The sequence below is a fragment of the Humibacter antri genome (assembly GCF_054777235.1).
The window spans coordinates 21960-39423 of the sequence record NZ_BAAHAW010000007.1 but is presented as its reverse complement, the minus strand read 5'-3'; the positions used below and the strand labels follow the sequence as shown (position 1 = coordinate 39423).

At 65.7% G+C, this 17464-nt stretch carries 15 protein-coding genes and 1 pseudogene; 11 read left to right on the top strand and 5 right to left on the bottom strand.

The window, feature by feature from the left end; translation table 11 throughout:
• The 4 genes and pseudogenes from ACYVDK_RS04480 to ACYVDK_RS04465 all read left to right on the top strand — a co-directional run.
• Nucleotides 1-241: pseudogene (locus ACYVDK_RS04480) on the top strand (hypothetical protein); the annotation flags it as partial.
• A 189-nt stretch (nt 242-430) separates the two neighbouring features.
• Nucleotides 431-865 carry a hypothetical protein gene (locus ACYVDK_RS04475; protein ID WP_460518558.1) on the top strand — a complete coding sequence of 145 codons (435 nt, stop codon included), beginning with the start codon at nt 431-433 and terminating at the stop codon, nt 863-865.
• A gap of 103 nt (nt 866-968) precedes the next feature.
• On the top strand, nt 969-1292 hold the full coding sequence (locus tag ACYVDK_RS04470; RefSeq protein ID WP_460518555.1) for a type II toxin-antitoxin system TacA family antitoxin: 324 nt from the start codon (nt 969-971) through the stop codon (nt 1290-1292).
• Nucleotides 1289-1789 carry a GNAT family N-acetyltransferase gene (locus tag ACYVDK_RS04465; protein ID WP_460518552.1) on the top strand — a complete coding sequence of 167 codons (501 nt, stop codon included), beginning with the start codon at nt 1289-1291 and terminating at the stop codon, nt 1787-1789. The genes ACYVDK_RS04470 and ACYVDK_RS04465 overlap by 4 nt, the downstream gene beginning before the upstream one ends.
• Nucleotides 1790-1899: 110 nt before the next feature.
• Here the strand turns inward: ACYVDK_RS04465 and ACYVDK_RS04460 are convergent, their stop codons facing one another.
• Both ACYVDK_RS04460 and ACYVDK_RS04455 read right to left on the bottom strand, forming a co-directional pair.
• Nucleotides 1900-2193 (bottom strand): type II toxin-antitoxin system RelE/ParE family toxin, encoded by a 294-nt coding sequence (locus ACYVDK_RS04460; protein WP_460518549.1) that lies wholly within the window; start codon nt 2191-2193, stop codon nt 1900-1902.
• A complete protein-coding gene (locus tag ACYVDK_RS04455; RefSeq protein WP_460518546.1) occupies nt 2190-2423 on the bottom strand; it encodes a type II toxin-antitoxin system ParD family antitoxin in 234 nt (77 codons plus the stop codon). The genes ACYVDK_RS04460 and ACYVDK_RS04455 overlap by 4 nt, the downstream gene beginning before the upstream one ends.
• A 603-nt stretch (nt 2424-3026) precedes the next feature.
• Here ACYVDK_RS04455 and ACYVDK_RS04450 point away from each other — a divergent pair.
• The 3 genes from ACYVDK_RS04450 to ACYVDK_RS04440 all read left to right on the top strand — a co-directional run bounded on the left by ACYVDK_RS04450 (nt 3027) and on the right by ACYVDK_RS04440 (nt 4116).
• Entirely contained in the window at nt 3027-3278 is a 252-nt protein-coding gene (locus ACYVDK_RS04450; RefSeq protein WP_460518543.1) for a type II toxin-antitoxin system Phd/YefM family antitoxin, read from the top strand.
• Nucleotides 3275-3535: a type II toxin-antitoxin system YoeB family toxin gene (locus ACYVDK_RS04445; RefSeq protein WP_460518540.1), complete on the top strand. Its 261-nt coding sequence runs from the start codon at nt 3275-3277 to the stop codon at nt 3533-3535. The genes ACYVDK_RS04450 and ACYVDK_RS04445 overlap by 4 nt, the downstream gene beginning before the upstream one ends.
• A 296-nt stretch (nt 3536-3831) precedes the next feature.
• Nucleotides 3832-4116, top strand: coding sequence for a putative quinol monooxygenase (locus ACYVDK_RS04440; protein ID WP_460518537.1), 285 nt, complete (start codon nt 3832-3834; stop codon nt 4114-4116).
• 72 nt (nt 4117-4188) lie between these two features.
• On the opposite strand, the gene ACYVDK_RS04435 is transcribed toward ACYVDK_RS04440, so the two are convergent.
• Complete coding sequence (locus ACYVDK_RS04435; RefSeq protein ID WP_460518534.1) at nt 4189-4503, bottom strand: DUF4190 domain-containing protein; 315 nt, start codon at nt 4501-4503, stop codon at nt 4189-4191.
• Between the two features lie 229 nt (nt 4504-4732).
• Between ACYVDK_RS04435 and ACYVDK_RS04430 the strand changes: the two genes are divergently transcribed.
• The gene (locus ACYVDK_RS04430) at nt 4733-5869 is read left to right on the top strand and encodes a hypothetical protein (protein WP_460518531.1); all 1137 of its coding nucleotides are present in this window, start codon (nt 4733-4735) and stop codon (nt 5867-5869) included.
• A gap of 367 nt (nt 5870-6236) precedes the next feature.
• Complete coding sequence (locus ACYVDK_RS04425) at nt 6237-6635, top strand: hypothetical protein (protein ID WP_460518528.1); 399 nt, start codon at nt 6237-6239, stop codon at nt 6633-6635.
• Nucleotides 6636-7128: 493 nt separating this feature from the next.
• On the opposite strand, the gene ACYVDK_RS04420 is transcribed toward ACYVDK_RS04425, so the two are convergent.
• The gene (locus ACYVDK_RS04420; protein ID WP_460518525.1) at nt 7129-7659 is read right to left on the bottom strand and encodes a putative immunity protein; all 531 of its coding nucleotides are present in this window, start codon (nt 7657-7659) and stop codon (nt 7129-7131) included.
• A gap of 350 nt (nt 7660-8009) precedes the next feature.
• On the opposite strand from ACYVDK_RS04420, the gene ACYVDK_RS04415 reads away from it, so the two are divergent.
• Together ACYVDK_RS04415 and ACYVDK_RS04410 are read left to right on the top strand one after the other, a co-directional pair.
• Nucleotides 8010-13310, top strand: a complete 5301-nt coding sequence (locus tag ACYVDK_RS04415) for a family 20 glycosylhydrolase (RefSeq protein WP_460518522.1) — start codon at nt 8010-8012, stop codon at nt 13308-13310.
• A 264-nt stretch (nt 13311-13574) separates the two neighbouring features.
• A complete protein-coding gene (locus tag ACYVDK_RS04410; RefSeq protein WP_460518519.1) occupies nt 13575-13916 on the top strand; it encodes a hypothetical protein in 342 nt (113 codons plus the stop codon).
• 231 nt (nt 13917-14147) lie between these two features.
• Here ACYVDK_RS04410 and ACYVDK_RS04405 read toward each other — a convergent pair whose 3' ends face one another.
• Entirely contained in the window at nt 14148-17258 is a 3111-nt protein-coding gene (locus tag ACYVDK_RS04405; protein WP_460518516.1) for a glycosyl hydrolase family 95 catalytic domain-containing protein, read from the bottom strand.
• Nucleotides 17259-17464 lie beyond the last annotated feature (206 nt).

The window sequence follows — 17464 nt, the reverse complement described above, 5'->3', positions numbered from 1 at the left end:
CCAAGAATGCGAAAATCCCACCGAATCGGACTCAGCCAGCCATCACCATCGGCTCGGTGGATCCAGGTTTCAGCATGTCCTCCGCAGCATGCGCGTCGACGCGAACGCGGTGTTCTTCACCGACGACTCGCCTGCGAAGCTCGCTGGCGCCGCAGGACTCGGGATCACGACACACCACTACACTGGCGTCTCCGCACTCAAGCGGGCGCTGCGCGAAAGTCGCATCTCAATAGGCACGTAGCCGGATCGGTCAGCGTGCAGTTGGCTACGGCTTCGGAGTGCAGCGTCGCTGGATCCGCTTGTGCGACGCGGATCATTCCGACCGTGTCTCTTCGTCGTGGTTGCCTCACCCGCATACGATCGTGACCGGATGATCAGACGTTGGCATCGACAGAGGAACCGCATACTGGGATGCGCGGTCCCTCTGCTCATGCTCGGCGTCCTGCTGACCGGTTGCAGCATCGACCTGGACCCTTCCGATCCAATGTCCACCAACGACGCGGACCCTGGTTCGTTTCGTCCGCTTTACGACACGGTGGTGGACGCCCTTGCCGAGCCGTCAGGTTCCGAGCTGGCGGCGCTGCGGAAGCTTCTCCCGCAGGAGTCCACCGATATGCTCCGGAAGGTCGTGGATCTGTGCGGGGACATCGATCCTGGCAGTAGGCAACTTGACGTCTTGGATTCGCCCGATCCGTACCACATCATGTCCGGGCATCTGACTGGTCGGAAGCGAAACTCGACGGCCTCCACCAGTTGCGGCCTGGCGCTGATGTGGGTGGCGGGATCGACACACACCGGCGGAAGGCATTGGGAAATCCAGGCATGGTCGCTCGACGCTACGGCAACCCCGACGCCGACCGAATGACGATGCTTTCCAGCCCTGAAATCCCGCACCCAAGCGTTCCTGAACGGTTACGGATTGGCTATCGGGCACCCCCTATCCGGCAATCTGCCGTACACTGGATGGCATGTCAGCAACACCGCTCAAGAGCGCCCGCATCGAGGTTCGCGTGACCAGCGACCAGAAGCAGGTCATCGAGCGCGCCGCCGCGCTCCAAGGACGTAGCGTCACTGACTTCATCTCCGCCCTCGTCACCGAGGAGGCGGAGGAGGTCGTGCAGTCCACGCGCGTCAAGACCCTCTCCGCCGAGGCCTTCGACGACTTCCTTCGCGCCTTGGATGAGCCGCCTCGCGTCATCCCTGAACTCAAGCGTTTATTCCAGAAGCATCCGATCTGGGCTGACCCCGAGCGCATGGCCGAGATCGAATTCATCTCCGCCCGCATCCGGTGAACGGCATCCCGGAACCCCTCAACGAGGACCATCACCTCGACCCGTTCTTCTGCCAAGAGGCGTCCCTCGACGACTGGCTGCACAACCGCGCCCGCAGCAGCCAGGCCGCCGACTCCGCTCGCACCTACGTGATGGCCCTCGCCACCAACATTGTGATCGGCTACTACACGCTCTCCTCGTTCAGCATCGCCCGCGGTCGCACCACGAACCGGCTCGGCGACGGGCAGCCCGACCCGGTGCCCGGCATCCTGATCGGCCGCCTCGCCGTCGACTCGAGGTTCGCGGGCCGAGGCATCGGAACCGCCCTGCTCTTGGACGCGCTGCACCGCATCGCGTCCATCGCGGACACAGCCGGGATCCGCGCCGTGTTCGCAGACGCCCTCCACGAGCAGGCCGCCCGCTTCTGGGAGAGCAACGGCTTCATCGCGCTGCGCGACGACCCGCTGACCCTCTACATGCGCATGGATGGCGTGCGCGCCACTATCGCGAGCCTCTGACTGTGAACTGCAGCGATAGATGGCGGTGCTTTTGCATCGCCAAATGTCGTGACTACCGCACGCAAGAGGATCGGCTTGCGTTCCAGTTCTTTGAAGTGGGCACCGAGCTTCTAGATATGCCTTGTCGGGTCCATTCGCTGGTGCAGTATTCGCATGATGTTGACGCGGCCGTCATCGCCAACGACGTAGAACACGAGGTGGCTGCCGATGGCATATCGCCGGTATCCCGCACGGATCTCGTCGCAGGTGCGTCCTCGATCCGGATCCTTGGTGATTCGCTCGAATGCCATCCCGATTTCGCCGAGGTAGATCTCTGCCTGACCCGGCCCCCAGGTCTGTTCGGTGTAGTCCCAGATCGAGGAGAGGTCTTGTCGCGCCGCCGGCGTGAGCCAGTAGGTGGTCATGCTTTCTTGGCAGCAATGAACTCGTCGAAGTCGAAGGGCTGCACGGGCCCGCTTTCCTCGCCGGCCACGAGTGCGGCGCGCAGAGCGGCCATCTGCGTCTCTTGGTCTTCCAGGAGACGCAGCCCCGCACGAACGACTTCACTCGCACTGCGATAGCGCCCCGCCGCCACTTCTCGCGAAAGGAAGCTCGCGAAGTGGTCGTCCAGGCTGATCGAGGTGTTGAGACTCATACGACAAAGGTACCAATTATTGGTACTCGGGTCATCGCCGAAAGACACGTAACCGGATCGGTCTGCGGGTCGCCTAGTGGGAACCCTCGAGACAGTGGAGCCAGTCCGGCCAAGCGGCGGGATCCCCGGCGACGTACATGGCGAACAGGCCCGTTTCGGTTACTGACAGGCGGTTGTAGGCGTCGATGAACGCGATGAAGACCTCACGGCCTTCGGACACTGTGAGGTTGCTCGGGGCTCCTTACAGGAGTTGGGATGCTTCCGGGAGGGTAGACGAATGTCGGGGGCCAATTCTTGATGTAGGTCAGTGCCGCTTGCCAGAGCCACAAGGTTTCGTCGGAACGCGCCTCGACGGCAAGGGAAGCCGTGTCCTCAGCAGCCGAGAACCATGTAAATGCGTGCGCAGCCTTGAAGGCCTCGATGGGCGAGAACAGTCCGCACGGCATGAACGACAGCCTTCCACGCGCTGGCATGCCCATGTGTGCACAAGCCGATCCCTCAGCGGGCAGCATGCTCCTTGTCGCCGCTGGAGCGTGAGTGGGCGCCCGAAACCCGAACATCGTCGGAGTGGTACGATACTCGGTACCACTTGAGGGGGCGGTCATGTCGGCCATCACTGCATCAGAAGCACGCAAAAGCCTGTTCGGGCTCATTCAGCAGGTCAATGATGACCACACCGCCGTCGAGGTCGTCTCGCGGCACGGCAATGCCGTGATCATGTCGAAGGACGACTACGACGCGATGACCGAGACCGCGTACCTGCTGCGCAACTCCGCCGGCGCCCAGCGGCTCGTAGAGGCGATCGAGCGCGCCCGTCGGGGCGAGTTCGAGCAGCACGACCTGCTTGACGCGTGACCCGCGGCCTCGCCTTCGACCGGAGCGGGTGGGAGGACTACGTCTACTGGCAGACCCAGGATCGCAAGACGTTGAAGCGGATCAACCAACTCATCGCCGACGCGCTGCGCGACCCTTTCACCGGAATCGGCAAACCGGAACCGCTCAAGCACATCCTGACCGGCGCATGGTCGCGTCGCATCGATGACGCCAACCGCCTCGTCTACTACGTCACCGACGAACACATCGTCATCCTGCAAGCACGTGACCACCACTGACCCGAAACTCGCACGACTGCAAGCGCAGCGGGATCCGCTCGCGCCATGCGCCTCACTCTCGTGTCCCTTCGTCGGGTCTACCCGTCCACGTACGATCGTGACCGGATGATCAGACGTTTTCATCGACAGAGCCACCGCATCCTGGGATGTGCGGCCCCTCTGCTCGCGCTCGGCCCCCTGCTGGTACGGGACTCCCGGGATCCTCTTCGACCTCTTCTCCGAGCTGACGAAGACACTCCGTTGATCGATCCCTCATCGGGCAAGAGCCTGGCGAGCGAGGGTCGTATGGTGAGCGAGTGGGCGAAGTTCACTTGGCAGGACAGCTTCTTTGCGCGGACGACAAGGAGGTCGCCATCGTCGTCGCGAACCTTCCCGAGCACATTGCTCTGACTCGCGCTGAGCGTGGCTGTCTGTCCTTCGAAGTGATTGCGACCTCCGACCGGCGGGTGTTCGACGTCGAGGAGCGATTCGAGGACGAGCAGGCGTTCGGCCTGCATCACGAACGAGCCGCGAACAGCGAGTGGGGCCAGCTCACCGCTCGGATGGAGAGACGGTACTCAGTCCAGATCGCGTCACGCTGAGGCATCCGCCAGCGGGCGGGTGCCCAAGATGAAGGGCAGGCGATGGGTGCGCTGTCTGCTGTCGGGGTGCGGTTAGGCGTTGAGGCGAATGATCATGGTGATCGCGTAGTAGAGGAATCCAAGTGTTCCGATGATCATGCCGGCGATGGCCAGTCCGCGGCCTCGAACGAGTCCCGTGCGCGCGGAACGAAACCCACGGGCTGAAAGGAGCACGCCGACAACCCCGATGAATCCGAATATCAACAAGCTGAGGCAGGAGATCACGAAGCCCCAGATCGCCAACTGACTGAATCGCGGTCGCGCTTGAGCTATCGGCGGTGGCCAGGCCTGCGGAGACTGGGACTCGACGGGTTCTCCCGGCACGGAAAGGTCTGGCTGATCGCTCATTCGATTCGTCACCTTCGACGGAAATAGCGCACGGAATGACGCCGCGCACACTATATAGCGCACAGAAGATTCGGAACAGCAGCCCACGGTGCGGACCGCATGCGGATCGCTCACCGTGCAGGTGCTGGGCGCTCATTGCGCGGCGTCGCGGCCTGGGGTTGGGTTGTCGCGGGCGAGGGATTCCTCCGCATACGATCGGATCACGATCTTGAGCTGGCGGAGGTGGCCGATGTTCAGCCCAGGATCGGCCGACTCCTTCAGGGAGCAGGACCTGCCGGCGAGAATCCGGTTGGGGCGGGTCCCTCGCTGGGTCGGCGCGCTTGTTGGCGGGCTGGCCGTGATTCTGGCGGCTGGCGCGCTCGTTTGGACGTTCGTCATCAACGCCGGCGATCCGGAGATCATCGGCAACGATGAAGGCGTCGCGATCATCCTCGGCGCTGTTTTCGTCGCGCTGTTCGGCGGCATCTTCTGGTGGTTCACGGGCGTATCGCTGACACTGACGTCGGATGAAGCGATCCTGACCAGGGGTTACGTGCTGCGCAAGCGCATCGAACGGTCTGCACTCGTCGACTTCTTTCCCTACCTGCACAGGTACGCAACCCGGGGCGGTGTCCAGTACAGGCTGATGCCGACGTTCACCATCACGGATGGTGGCGACGGTTTTCACGACGTCCCGCTGCAGTTTCTGTCGTGGAATCCGGCGCGCCTGCAGGGCGATCAGCTGACTCCACGGGCGGCTTACGTCCAGGCCTGGGCTCAAGCCGGCACGAGTTCATACGCGTATGCCGTTCGGTCCGGCGGTGTTCCTGACGCGATTGCGACGCATCGGCAAAGAACCGGCACGGGACTGCGCCGACGCTCTCTTCGCGTAGCGATCCTCACTCTGGCGCTTGCCATCGCGATCCCGCTGACGGTCGGCTTCGCATACCGCCCGGTGGCGAACGCGTTCGGTTGGAAGCACCCGGGTGGAAGCGCGGCCCCGATCGATCCGCAGAGCGACCGGTCGGGCATCCGTGATCTCAACGACTCCCTGACACCCACCATGCCCAACTACCGGTGGGCCGAACAGCCCGTTGGCGCCGGCAAAGCTGACGTGCGACTCCTGCCGAACCTCACCGCGATGCCAGCTGCCGCCTACACGGTGCGGTACCTGGTGCGTGACCCAGCAGAGCGCACTGGCGCGAGTTTGAGTACCGAGGAACGCAAGTACGGCAAGATCATCACCCGGGGAACCCTCACCGGACCGGGGCAATGGATCGACTTCGCGCTCGATCACGGTGATACGAAGTTCACTCTTGAGCTGTACGTGACGAACGTCGATGGACACACCTCGCGCGACGCGAACCTGTTCCAGAACCTCGGCTGACCGCAACGCCGCAACTCTCATCAGCACGAAAACGATGATGCCCAGAGCGCTTGCCGTGTCGTTGGCCCAGCGGAGTAGCCTGGCGCGCGTGGCGCGTATCGACGACAAGAGTGCTCGTGTACATCGGCCCTCTGGGTGGGCCGGCGCCGGCGTGGGAACCATCGCCGTCGTAGTCTGCTTCGCCCTGTCCAGTTGTGCCGGCATAGACGCTCACGGTGCCGTTGTTTCAGTCCCACCTGCTCCGACACAGATCGGGGCGCCCGCACCGACCCCCGCCGCCATCCGCGGGCCCGCGTTCCCCTCTCCTCGACCGGGAGTGACCGCGGATGCCGCCTCCATGGCGACAGCGCGCGCCCGCCTTGCCACCGTGGCTGTACCACCTGGCGCTGCCGCCAGCCCGACACGGCCCGACGGTGTCGCCTCCGCCCTCGCGATGGGCTTCTGGTGCCAGCCCATGGCCGACGTCACCGGCTACTGGACGGTACCCGGGTCATCGGTGGATTCCGTGGTGGACTACCTGAAGACGCACTCTCCTCAAGGGTTGACGCTGGAAGAGGTCACCAGCAGCAACGCCGCCGGCAACGTCCACGTCGACGCGCAGATGATCGAGTACGCAGCCAGCACCAACGCCCAGAACGGGCTCGTCTTCGAAGTGACACCCGTGAACAGCGGAACAGGCATCCGCGCCGACTCGCTCGAAGTCCCCACCAATGCCACCTGCGCAACAGCACCACCCGGAACCGCCATCGGATACTGGGGCGGATGACACCCCGGCGGAACGCCCGACACCGACAAGGCCCACCAACACGCCATGGGTCTACATGAAACGCCCGTAGGCGGATCCGCTTGCGAGCATGAATGTCGCTGTCGGCGTGTGCCTTCGCCATCTTCCGCGAAATGAAATCTCGCGGCGAACCGCCGCAGAATTCGGACTGCCGGCTCTGATGCAGAACCGACGGTCAAAGGGGCGGAGTCAACCGCAATACCGTTCAGTCAGCAGCGTGTGACGGTGTGGCGGGCGGTGTGCTGCCGTTGCGGCCAGGTGGCGAGGTGGGCGCGTTTGACGTGCCATCGCGTGTATTTGCGTTTGGCGACCCTCGGGTTCGCGCGGAGACGTCGTTTGGGCAGGAGCCGTCGGATGAGGAGGCGGACGAAGGCTGCCCACCCGGGCGACGATTTCTGGGTTCTCGTCGTCGAGATCAACGAAGGACTGCCGCGCATCCAGATCGGTCGGATCGAAGTGAGTGCCGCTCGCGTAGCTAGCGGCTCAACCCCGCTTGCAGGCGCCGGATGATCGAGCCGAGCTCACCGGAGGCGAGGAGTCCGGAGCCGAGCGGGCCGGACGAGTTCTCGCCGAGAGCGGGCAGGCGAGTGAGAGCCATCCGCGCCTCGGCGGACAGGTGCTCCAGTTGCCACCGGATCTCGTCGTCGGTCGCGTCGGGCCGTTCGGGGTGAGCGAGCGCGGTGGCGCGGGCGGCGTAGGCGGCCGCACCCAGTGCGTGCGCGCCCATGTGTGCGACCCCGGATGCCTGAGCTGCGGCACGAGCAGCCGCCTTCGCAGCCGGCGTGGTCGCGGACTGCGCCGCGCGGCCGGCCACGAAGCGCCGGCGAATCTCCTCGGCCGCGCCGAGTTCTCCGCGCGAGAACGCGCGCGCTCTTTCGATCGCGTCGCGAACGCGGTCGTCGTCGGTCTCCGCTTCGAAAAGCGGCAGCACGCGTTCCGCGCAGTCGGCGGCCCACGCCGCCACGATGCGGCGGTCGGTCTCACTGAGTGACTGCGGTGAGGGCATGGAGGAACCCTCTCACGGTGGAGGCATGCGTGGAACGACGCCGGCTCGAGACGTGAGGCGCGACAGACGAACGCGCGCGACGCATGACGACGAACCAATGGCATCGATAACGGTTTCGCGACGAATCGGGATGGCGGGCGAAGCGCTTTTGATGATCCACTCTGATCCGACCCACCCGCAACCCCACAGAAGTTCGCCGGGAAGGCGTTCGTCAACGGCCGGCACGCTGCCGCCGGCGACGAAATACTGCACTCCACCACTTGACGCCCACACTTGTGATCGCTAACGTCCGATGTTGGACATCGCACAAGTGCGAACATCCGTCTGGCGTCGACGAAGTAGGACCAGCAATGACGAAGAAGTCACTCACGGCAGCAGTTGCTGCAAGCAGCGCGCTCGCCCTGGTGTTCGCCGGATTCGGCGCCACCGCTGCACAGGCGGACCCGACCGCCGGCTCGATCCCGTACCACGCGCCGACCACGCAGCACACGGCATACACCGCCACGCCTGACGGTCCGGGCGAGCTCACCACACTGCACCGCGTGGACATCGCACAGAGCCAGGACGGCAACTACCGGCAGTACCGCATACCTGCTCTCATCGTCACGAACGACGGAACGATCGTGACGTCATACGACGGCCGCCACACGGCCTCCGACCTGCCGTCGCACATCGACAACATCGTGCGCATCAGCCACGACGGCGGGGCCACCTGGGACGACCAGATGGTGCAGCGCAGCGGACCCTACCCCGACGGGTTCGGCGACCCGTCGCTCGGGTACGACCCGTCGACGAACCGCATCTTCCTGTTCTACACGGGGTCCGAGAAGCAAGGCTTCTTCGGCGGTCAGGCGGGAGTGGATCCCTCCAACCCGAACATCACGCACAACCTGATGAGCTATTCCGACGACGACGGCAAGACGTGGCACGAGGAGGACATCACCGCGGGCACGAAGGATCCGGCCTGGAAGGGCACCTTCGCGGCATCCGGCACCTCCACCTACCTGGCGACCGGAAAGTACGCCGGACGCCTGGTGCAGCAGTACGTGGTGAACACCGGCAGCGGCATCGGCGTCGTCAGCGCCTGGACGGACGACAACGGAGCGACGTGGCAGCACGGCGCACCGGGCGCCGTGGGCATCGGCAATGAGAACAAGGTGGCGGAGACCTCCGACGGCAACCTGCTGCTGAACCTGCGGGGGTCCGGTCACCGGTACCAGGCGATCTCGACCGACGGTGGCGCGACCTGGGGCCCTGTGACGCAGAACGCGCAGCTCGTCGACCCGAACGACAACGGCACCATCATGCGGGTCTACCCGGATGCCCCGGCATCCGATCCGAAGTCGAAGATCATGCTCTCTTCGAACAACGACGACCCGTCGATCCGCATGAACACGACGATCAGGCTCTCCTGCGACGACGGTCAGACCTGGCCGGTCTCGAAGGTTCTGCAGACCGGGTCGTCGGCGTATTCGACGCTGGCGATGATGCCGACCGCTTCCGGCCAGGACCCGGTCGTTGCGGCGCTGTACGAGCGAAACGCCTACAAGAACATCACGTTCGCCTCATTCCAGCTCGGCCAGCTCGCCGGGCTGTGCGCACCGATCTCGCTGCCGACGTCGGTGACGCTGTCGGCAGGCAATGCGACCGGTGTTCCGGTGACGATCACCAACCAACAGCAGACGGCCATCGTTGCCGGGACCGTCTCGGTCGCCTCCGCTCCTTTCATCGCCGGGAGCGCCGCGGTGCCGGTGATCGCGGCGGGTGCGAGCGTGACGGTGACCGTTCCCGTCACGGCGGATGCCCAGGCTCCAGCAGCGACCGAACCGATCACCGTGACCTATACCGCTGACGGAGCGTCGTCGCAGCTGGCCTCATCCGCCTCGATCGCCCGCAGCGGTCAACTCGTCACGGCGATCGACGACACCTCCACCCACGTCTTCGACGGCACCTCGCTCCTCGACCTGAGCAACCAGCTCGGCAAGGTGCAGGGGGCGACCGGCGGCTCGATCTCGGTCACGTTCCAGACGACGTCCACCTCGAGTGCACCCAAGACCCTGTTCGGCGCAACCGAGAAGGGTGTCAGCAACGACGACTTCCTGCTCACCCTGAACAATCCGGCATCGCCCTACTACGAGATCCGGGCCGGATCGCCTGCATACCTCGCCCGATGCGCTTCGGCAGTGAGCTCTGTGGCCGACGGCAAGTCGCACACCCTCGTTCTCACCGCCATGAACGGCACCACCGTCTACTCCCTCGACGGCACCACGCTCTGCACGGAAGGCAGTCAGCAGTTCTTCTCCAGCCTGCGCAGCATGGACAGCCTCACCCTGGGGGGTGCCAGGTTCCAGGGCTCGAAGCAGTCCGATCCGACCGATCAGTGGTTCTTCACCGGAACGGTCACCGACCTGAAGGTGAAGACGCTCCAGAGCCCGGCAGTCGTGCCAGCGCCTGCGGCCACGATCGAAGAGATCCCGGATGTCTACCACTACAGCGCCCCGCCTGGCCTTGGCGTGGGTGACCAGATCTCGTACATGGTGCGGGTCACGAACACCGGGAACGTACCGCTGACCGGCATGTCGAGCACGTCGAACATCGAGGCGCTCGCCGGCTGCATCACCGGAACGCTCAGCCCCGGGGCCAGCATGCTGTGCGCATCCAAGACCCACACCTTCACTCAGGCCGACGTCGACGCTCGCGCCTTCACCTCCACAGTGACGCTGAACGCGACGGCCGGCGGAGCGCCGTTCAGCATCACCCAGGCTGGAGAGACGCTGCCGCTTCCTGCTCCGTTCGCCCTCCCCGCGGCACCCGCAGCAAGCACGAGCCCCACCGCGGGGTGCGCGCCCACGCCCATCCGTCCGGTCGCCGCGATCGCGAACACCGAGGAGAGCACCGCCAACTACGGGGCCGAGAACACGCCCGCCACCAATGCCATCGACGGCGACCCGAACACGTTCTGGAGCAGCGGCTGGTCGGTGGGCACGGAGGACTTCCCGAACTGGATCATCGTGGACCTCGGCAAGGCCACAAACGTGTGTGCGCTGACGTACACGCCGCGCCAGAACAACACCAACGGCAACATCGGCGACTGGCGGGCCTACGTCTCGAACGACCCCAACGACTTCGGGTCGCCCGTGGCCGGCGGCACGTTCGCGTCGGGCACCGCCACCCAGACCGCGTTCTTCGCCTCGCCTGCGACGGGGCGCTACCTGAAGCTCGCCGCCTACAACGACATCGGCGCGGCGAACACGCAGACCACGACGATCGCCGAACTGTCGGTGCGCGCCGTCGACCCGAACTACGTGGCTCCCACCGGCGATCCCGCGCTCATCCCCGAGCCGCAGAGCGTGAAACCGGGGACCGGCCCGTCGTTCTCCCTCACCGGATCGACCGCGATCGTCGTGAGCGACGCGACGAAGGCCGTCGGCGACTATCTTGCGGGCATCCTGAAGCCGGCGACCGGTTTCGACCTGACCGTCGCCGATCAGGCGCCGGCCGGAGCCAACACCATCACCCTGGCGGTGTCGCCGAACGCGGGAAGCGGTGACGAGGCCTACCAGCTGAACGTCACGGGTGACGGCGTGACCATCACCGGGACATCCGCCGAGGCGGTGTTCGACGGCGCGCAGACGCTCCGTCAGCTCCTGCCGGAGGCGATCAATTCGACGACGGTGCAGAAGGGCGCCTGGACGATCGCGCCGACCACGATCAAGGATGCGCCGCGCTTCGACTACCGCGGCGGCATGCTCGACGTGGGCAGGCGCTTCTACCCGGTCGCCCAGGTCGAGAGATTCATCGACTACCTGGCCGAGTACAAGTTCAACGCGTTGCATCTGCACCTTACGGAGGACCAGGGCTGGCGGCTCGCGATCGACGCGTACCCTGCGCTGACGCAGGTCGGCGCATCCGTCGAGAGCGGCATCCCGGCCGGCACCGTGGACAACGGCGTCGCGGGGCCCTGGTTCTACACCAAGGCGCAGTACAAGCAGATCGTCGACTACGCGGCATCCCGGTTCATCCAGGTCGTGCCCGAGATCGACGGACCCGGACACATGGGCGCGGCGATGTCCGCCATCCCCGACCTGAACTGCAACGACCAGGCCATTCCGCCGTGGACCAGCTTCGGCCGCGGCCCGAACCTCTGCCTCGATGCTGCACACATCGGCAACGTGCAGACCTTCCTGACGAACGTGATGAACGACGTCGCAGGGCAGACGCCCGGTGCGTTCATCCATGCCGGCGGCGACGAATCCGCCGGACTCACGAGCGCGCAGTACACGCAGTACACGCAGATCGCGAACGCAGCCGTGACCCAGACGGGCAAGAAGGTCATGGCGTGGAACTCATGGGAGAACGGCGCCGGCCTGCCGGCCGGCGGCGTGCTGCAGAACTACGCGCAGACGACGGGAGACCCTGGCCTTGCGGCGAATGTGGCGACCGCCGTCGCCGCGGGGAACAAGATCCTGATGTCGCCGGCTGACCGCACGTACCTCGACATCAAGTACGACAAGTCGACCCCGTACGGGCTCACCTGGATCAACGGCGGCTACACGGACCTCGCCCAGGCTTACGAGTGGGATCCCGACACCGCCGTGCCGAACGGAAGCGGCACGCTGAACCTGAACGACTCGCAGATCTTCGGCGTCGAGTTCGCGCTCTGGGCCGATGCCACGAACCAGAACGGCACGACGACGCCGTGGACGGATGCGAAGCCGTTCGATCCGGTATCGAAGTACATGGACACGATGCTGTTCCCGCGCCTGCCTGCCGTGGCGGAGATCGCGTGGAGTCCGAAGGAGAACAGGGCCGGCGACCCGTCGCTCTTCGACGATTTCCAGGCACGTCTGCTGAATCAGGCGCAGGGCTGGGATGCCGCCGGTATCGGCTACTCGCGGGTCTCCGACGTGCCGTGGAAGTCGGTCGGCGCTCCAGCGCTCCCGGCGACGTCCAATCTCTCCGCCGGCGCGCCGACTGCTGCCGTCACCGTCGACTCCGACGGGGTGTCGCACTTCACCGTGCAGGGCACCGTGTCGGGCGGCTCCGGGTCGATCCAGGCGGTGCTCGACGGGCAGAACTACCGGGTCGACGCGAAGGGCGACTATTCGCTGACCGTTCCCGCGCAGCCCGGCGCGAACATGGCGGAGGTCCGCCTGACCGACGCCTCGGGGGCGCAGGTCGGCGGTCCCCTCACGGCTACTGCGTCGCTCGGTAGCCTCACGGTGGGTGTTCACCCGAACGAGTGGGACATCGCCGGGTCGGGCCTGGCGCCCGACTCCTCGGTGACACTGACCCTTCACTCCGCGCCCATCGCGTTGGGTACGGCCCACACGGATGCCTCCGGCGCCTTCCAGACGACCGTCGCCGCGCCCGTCGGCGTCGCATCCGGCGACCACCATGTCATCGCGACGGCCGGCAGCAGTGCGGCCGTGGCGACTCTGACCGTCACGGCCGACCCCGGCACGATCACCGAACCAGGGAGTCAGACAGGGGCCGGAGCGGGAACCGTCGTGGCGGCCAGTGGTTCTCGCGCGCTTTCCGACACGGGGTCGGATGTGACCGGGCCCCTGTGGGTGTTCGGCCTGCTGCTCGCGGCCGGGCTCGCGGCGATGGCTGTCTCACGCGTTTGGCGAGGTCGCAAGCGGGTCTGAGCGGTCAGGGCGGACAGCTGTGATTGGTTACCGACAACAGCTGTATTTGTGTCGAGGCGCCGGCCGCAGATCGTCCGGCCATCTCAGGTGCAACAGGTGATGGACAAGGATCTGTATCGCGCCCTACTCGGCTCACCTCGCCTTTCGGGAGTTGACTTGACGAATACGCAGCCGCCCGCGGTGATCGAGTCCCTGCGTGGCAGGCTCGTCGTCTCGTGCCAGGCACCCCGGTAAGCCACGCCGCGGGCCGGGGCGCTGCTCGGCATGGCGCCGGCAGACGAACTCGACGGTGCAGTCGGCATCCGTGCCCAGGGGCTGGATGATATCCGGCCCCTTTCGCAGCATTTGCGGCTGCCGATGATCGGCCTGATCAAAGTCTCGGGCGATGACGTCTTCATTACATCGACGCTCGATGACGAGCTCGCGGTCGTCGCGGCCGGGGCGACCGCACGCTGGCCGAGACCATCGCGGCGCTGCACGGCCCGGGCGGGTGCGCTGGTGATGGCGGACTGCGTGGCTGCGGAAGCCTCGACGACGGTCTCGCCGCGCGGGATGCCGACACCGACATCGTGGGAACCACGTCGTGGTTCGCGGACGCGCTTGTAGTTCGCGAAGGGGCGTCACGTTCACCCCCGGAAATCATGTCAAGATGCGCGCGTGGAATGATTCGTTGAATTGCTTGGGAGTGCGCGCGTGGAGGGCTTTGCGGGTGGGCCCTACTTGCTGGTGGTCAGTGTCAGCAGTTGTCCGGTGAGTGAGGTTGACCCGATACGGGGGTCACCCTCAGTCAGCCACTGCCAAGAGGCATTGGGCTCCCTGTGGAGTACGAGTGAGGTGTCAGGGTCGTGTGGAGTGTCGGCGAATCACGAGGATGCCGACCCCGCCAAGGATCAGCAGCAGCACCCCGAGCCCCACAGGTAGAAGCAGGTTGCTGCCGGTGCTTGCGAGGTCACCGTTGCCCTGTCCGTGTGCGGCGGAGCCGGTGCCGAGGGCGCTTGAGGTGCCGCTCGGGGCCGCCGGATTGCTGCCGTCGCCCGCGCTCCCGTTGCCGTTCGGGTTCGGGCCGGTCCCGCCGGGGTTGGTGGCCGGCGCATCCTCGAAGGCCATGGAGAAGATGTGCAACATCGGCACGGTGGCAGGCGTGGCATCCGAGACACGCGGGAGAGTGATCGAGGTGACCGCCTTCGTGGCGTCGAGGTCGAACGAGAGGTAGTACACGTGCGCTGGATGGTCGTACTGCGTGTTGTTCGCCCGGTTCTCGTACGCTGGCTGCAGGGCGACGTCGGTTCCGGGGAGGGGATCGGCGCTCCAGTCCGCCGCATGCAGGGTGAGTCTCTGGGTGGTGCCGTCGGCGTAGTGCACGATGGCGTCGCCGGTGATCTCGCCGCCGGTTGGCGCGTAGGTGCCCGTGATCAGGAAGCCGACTCGCTTCGCGGCCTTGCCCACCAGAATCGTCTGCCCGGCGCTGATCATGTTGTCGGGCTGAAGGTTTCCGGATGCCGGCCAGGCGAAGTCGAGGCCGTCATGGTCCACCGTTCCACCAGATTTCGCGCCCACTGCGGCGAGAGCCTGCAGTGACATCGATGCGCTGCCGCCGCCGTCGATGTTGCCGCCGTTCGTGTGCGTATCGTCGGTGATGCTCACGTTGTTGAAGCCAGCGGCGAGCGAGGCAAGCGGCTCCCCTGGCCCGGAGATGCCGATGGTGCGGCTGCCGAGAGTCTTCACCGCTGTCGCCGGGGTGCCGGTCACGGGTGCGAAGACCTGGCTGGTGGTGGGACTCACGGTGCGTTCGATGACGTAACTGGTGCCGTGGGTCATGGTCAGAGCGAACGTGCCCGCGCTGGTCGGGGCGATGACTTCGTGAGAGGAGCCGTTGGCGACCGCGAGCACATGAACCTGCTGACCCTGCCACGGGTTGCGGATCTTCAGCACCGTGTCGGCGTCGGCGTCGATGACCGCGGTACTCACCGTGCCGCCGACGGTCTGCACGTGCGCTGTCCCGCCCGGCACCTGCGCCGACCCGGACACGCTCCAGTCGCTCGGAACGGCTGGTGCGAACCGCACGATGCCGTCATAACTCTGGACGAGGGCTTCCTGTACACCCAGGGCCGCGGCCGCCGCCTGCTCGACATAGGTCTCGGCACCGACCGTGCCGTAGAGATTGCCAAGGCCCGAAGGGAACACCTGGTACTTCTCTGTCAGTTGCACCAGGGCAGCTTTCGTCTGATCGCGCAGCCCCAGTCGCGCGGCCTGCACCGCGTCGAACGACCAGTCGTTGACGTACTTGTTCGGCCGGTTGTCGTAGGTGTTGATCGCCAACGTCGTGGCGGCACCGGAATCATCGCCGATGACCCCGTAGGGCCACACCGGCTCGAGCCCGATGTTCTCACTGTTCTCGATCGGGGCGTTCGCGTCGTACGAGTCGGCGATCACCTGGTTGCCGCCAGTGCCTGTGGTGTTGAACGGCAGGAGTTCGCCGAGGTCCGTCTTCAACGTTGCTACCAGGCCACTTTCCGTGTTCAGGTGCTGTGCCGCTGCAATCACGACCGGGAACAGCGCCTTCATCGCAGCGATGTCCGTGGTCGGATCGTGCACATCCCACTGCGTCTCGTGCGCGTTCGACGGGTAAGTGTGCAGCTTGCCGTCGGCGCCGACCTTCGCATAGCTGGCCAGGAACTGTGCCGCCTGCTGCATGATCGGATAGTTCGCCTTCAGGAACGACTCGTCGCCGGTGAGCTGGTAGCGCAGCCACACGTTCAGGGCGATCTCCGCGCCGGTGGTGATCGTTCGCTTGTTGTAGTAGCCGCCTGCGGAGCTGTCACAGTTCAGCCCTGGAGAGGAAAGCCAAGTCTCGTTCTCAAAGCCCTGTCCGCTGAAGCGCATCGTCTCAGGTACGCAGACGCCCTGGTAGCCCGCCAGGTGTTGCTGTGTCCACGACTGGAGCGCGGGCAGGTCATTGCGATACAAGTCGAAGTAGGGGTCGGTCAGGCTCGCATCGCCTGCGCCTAGAAGGGTTGCCGTTTGCGCACGGATGTTCCAGTGCCAGTACGCCGAGGGATCCCACTGATGTGAGTCCTCCGAGTAGCTGAAGAGGTCGGCCACGCCGGCCTGCGTACCGGGGATAGAGCCGCGCTCCTCGGATGCCGCGGAATACAGCGCGACGTTGCGGAGGTTCTCGATGTACTGGGCGCTGCCGTCGGCACTGTCCATCTGGATGACATCGGTATGCCCCCAGAAAGCGTGCCACCACTGCAGGTGCGGCCCAGTAAGGTCCGGCAGCGGCGTCGTCGCATCCGTGCCGAGCGCCGAGGCTGCGGTCGCGGTCGCATCTCCGCCCGCCCAGTGCGGTGCCGCGACAATGACGCGGAACGAGCCGTCGGCATTCGGGGTGAACGAGAGTTCGACGCTCTCGCTGTCAACCCTGGTCGCGGTCACGTCGCGCCCGGATGCCGTCACCGCCGCGAGCGTGCCGAAGGTGGCACCGGTCGCGCCTGACCCGCGGGTGTCCTGCCACGTTTCGGAGAGCACCCCGACGCCGTTCGCTGTCGAGATGGTCGGAGTACGACCATTCCACAGATGCAGGGTCACCGTCTGCGGCTTGGTGGGGTCGGCGCCGTGCACGTCAACCACGAGCTCGTCCTTGCCCGCCGGAACGAACGTAGTCGCAGACATACCGCCGCCGGTCTGCGTGAGGGTGGCGTTATACAACGACAGCCGCCCGCTATAGTCCGGTGCATCGGTCAGTGCCGACAATCCGGGGATCTCGACCTGCCCAGGCGACTTGCGGTCAGGCATGGTGTCCACCCGGTTCAACTGTGCCGTGAAGCCATCGGCGTCCCACGCCGCGACCCCGAGGGTGCCATTTCCCAGCGGCATCGACTGGGTGTTCTTGGTCGGCGCAGAGCCGAGCACGATATCCGAGCGCGAAAGGGCACCCTGCGTGTCCACCTGAAAATGCGACCCATCCCAGGCCGTGGTCGGCCCGGCAGCAGCAGCAGGCACTGCTACCCCCGCCAACGCGAAGCCGACAGCGGTGACGACCGCCGACCCTGCCGCAATCCAGCGAATCAAATGCGTAGCGCGCGCACCGCGCGGGCTCTCACTCACAGGTTGCCCCCTCTTACGTGACAGGTCGGGCCCGGCTGCGCGGCGGA

Coding starts and splice junctions, on each gene's coding strand:
- ACYVDK_RS04470 (WP_460518555.1), top strand. CDS start 969: ATGTCAGCAACACCGCTCAAGAGCGCCCGCATCGAGGTTCGCGTGACC.
- ACYVDK_RS04435 (WP_460518534.1), bottom strand. CDS start 4,503: ATGAGCGATCAGCCAGACCTTTCCGTGCCGGGAGAACCCGTCGAGTCC.
- ACYVDK_RS04410 (WP_460518519.1), top strand. CDS start 13,575: ATGGCGCCGGCAGACGAACTCGACGGTGCAGTCGGCATCCGTGCCCAG.
- ACYVDK_RS04450 (WP_460518543.1), top strand. CDS start 3,027: ATGTCGGCCATCACTGCATCAGAAGCACGCAAAAGCCTGTTCGGGCTC.
- ACYVDK_RS04460 (WP_460518549.1), bottom strand. CDS start 2,193: ATGACCACCTACTGGCTCACGCCGGCGGCGCGACAAGACCTCTCCTCG.
- ACYVDK_RS04415 (WP_460518522.1), top strand. CDS start 8,010: ATGACGAAGAAGTCACTCACGGCAGCAGTTGCTGCAAGCAGCGCGCTC.
- ACYVDK_RS04430 (WP_460518531.1), top strand. CDS start 4,733: ATGTTCAGCCCAGGATCGGCCGACTCCTTCAGGGAGCAGGACCTGCCG.
- ACYVDK_RS04475 (WP_460518558.1), top strand. CDS start 431: ATGCTCGGCGTCCTGCTGACCGGTTGCAGCATCGACCTGGACCCTTCC.
- ACYVDK_RS04420 (WP_460518525.1), bottom strand. CDS start 7,659: ATGCCCTCACCGCAGTCACTCAGTGAGACCGACCGCCGCATCGTGGCG.
- ACYVDK_RS04455 (WP_460518546.1), bottom strand. CDS start 2,423: ATGAGTCTCAACACCTCGATCAGCCTGGACGACCACTTCGCGAGCTTC.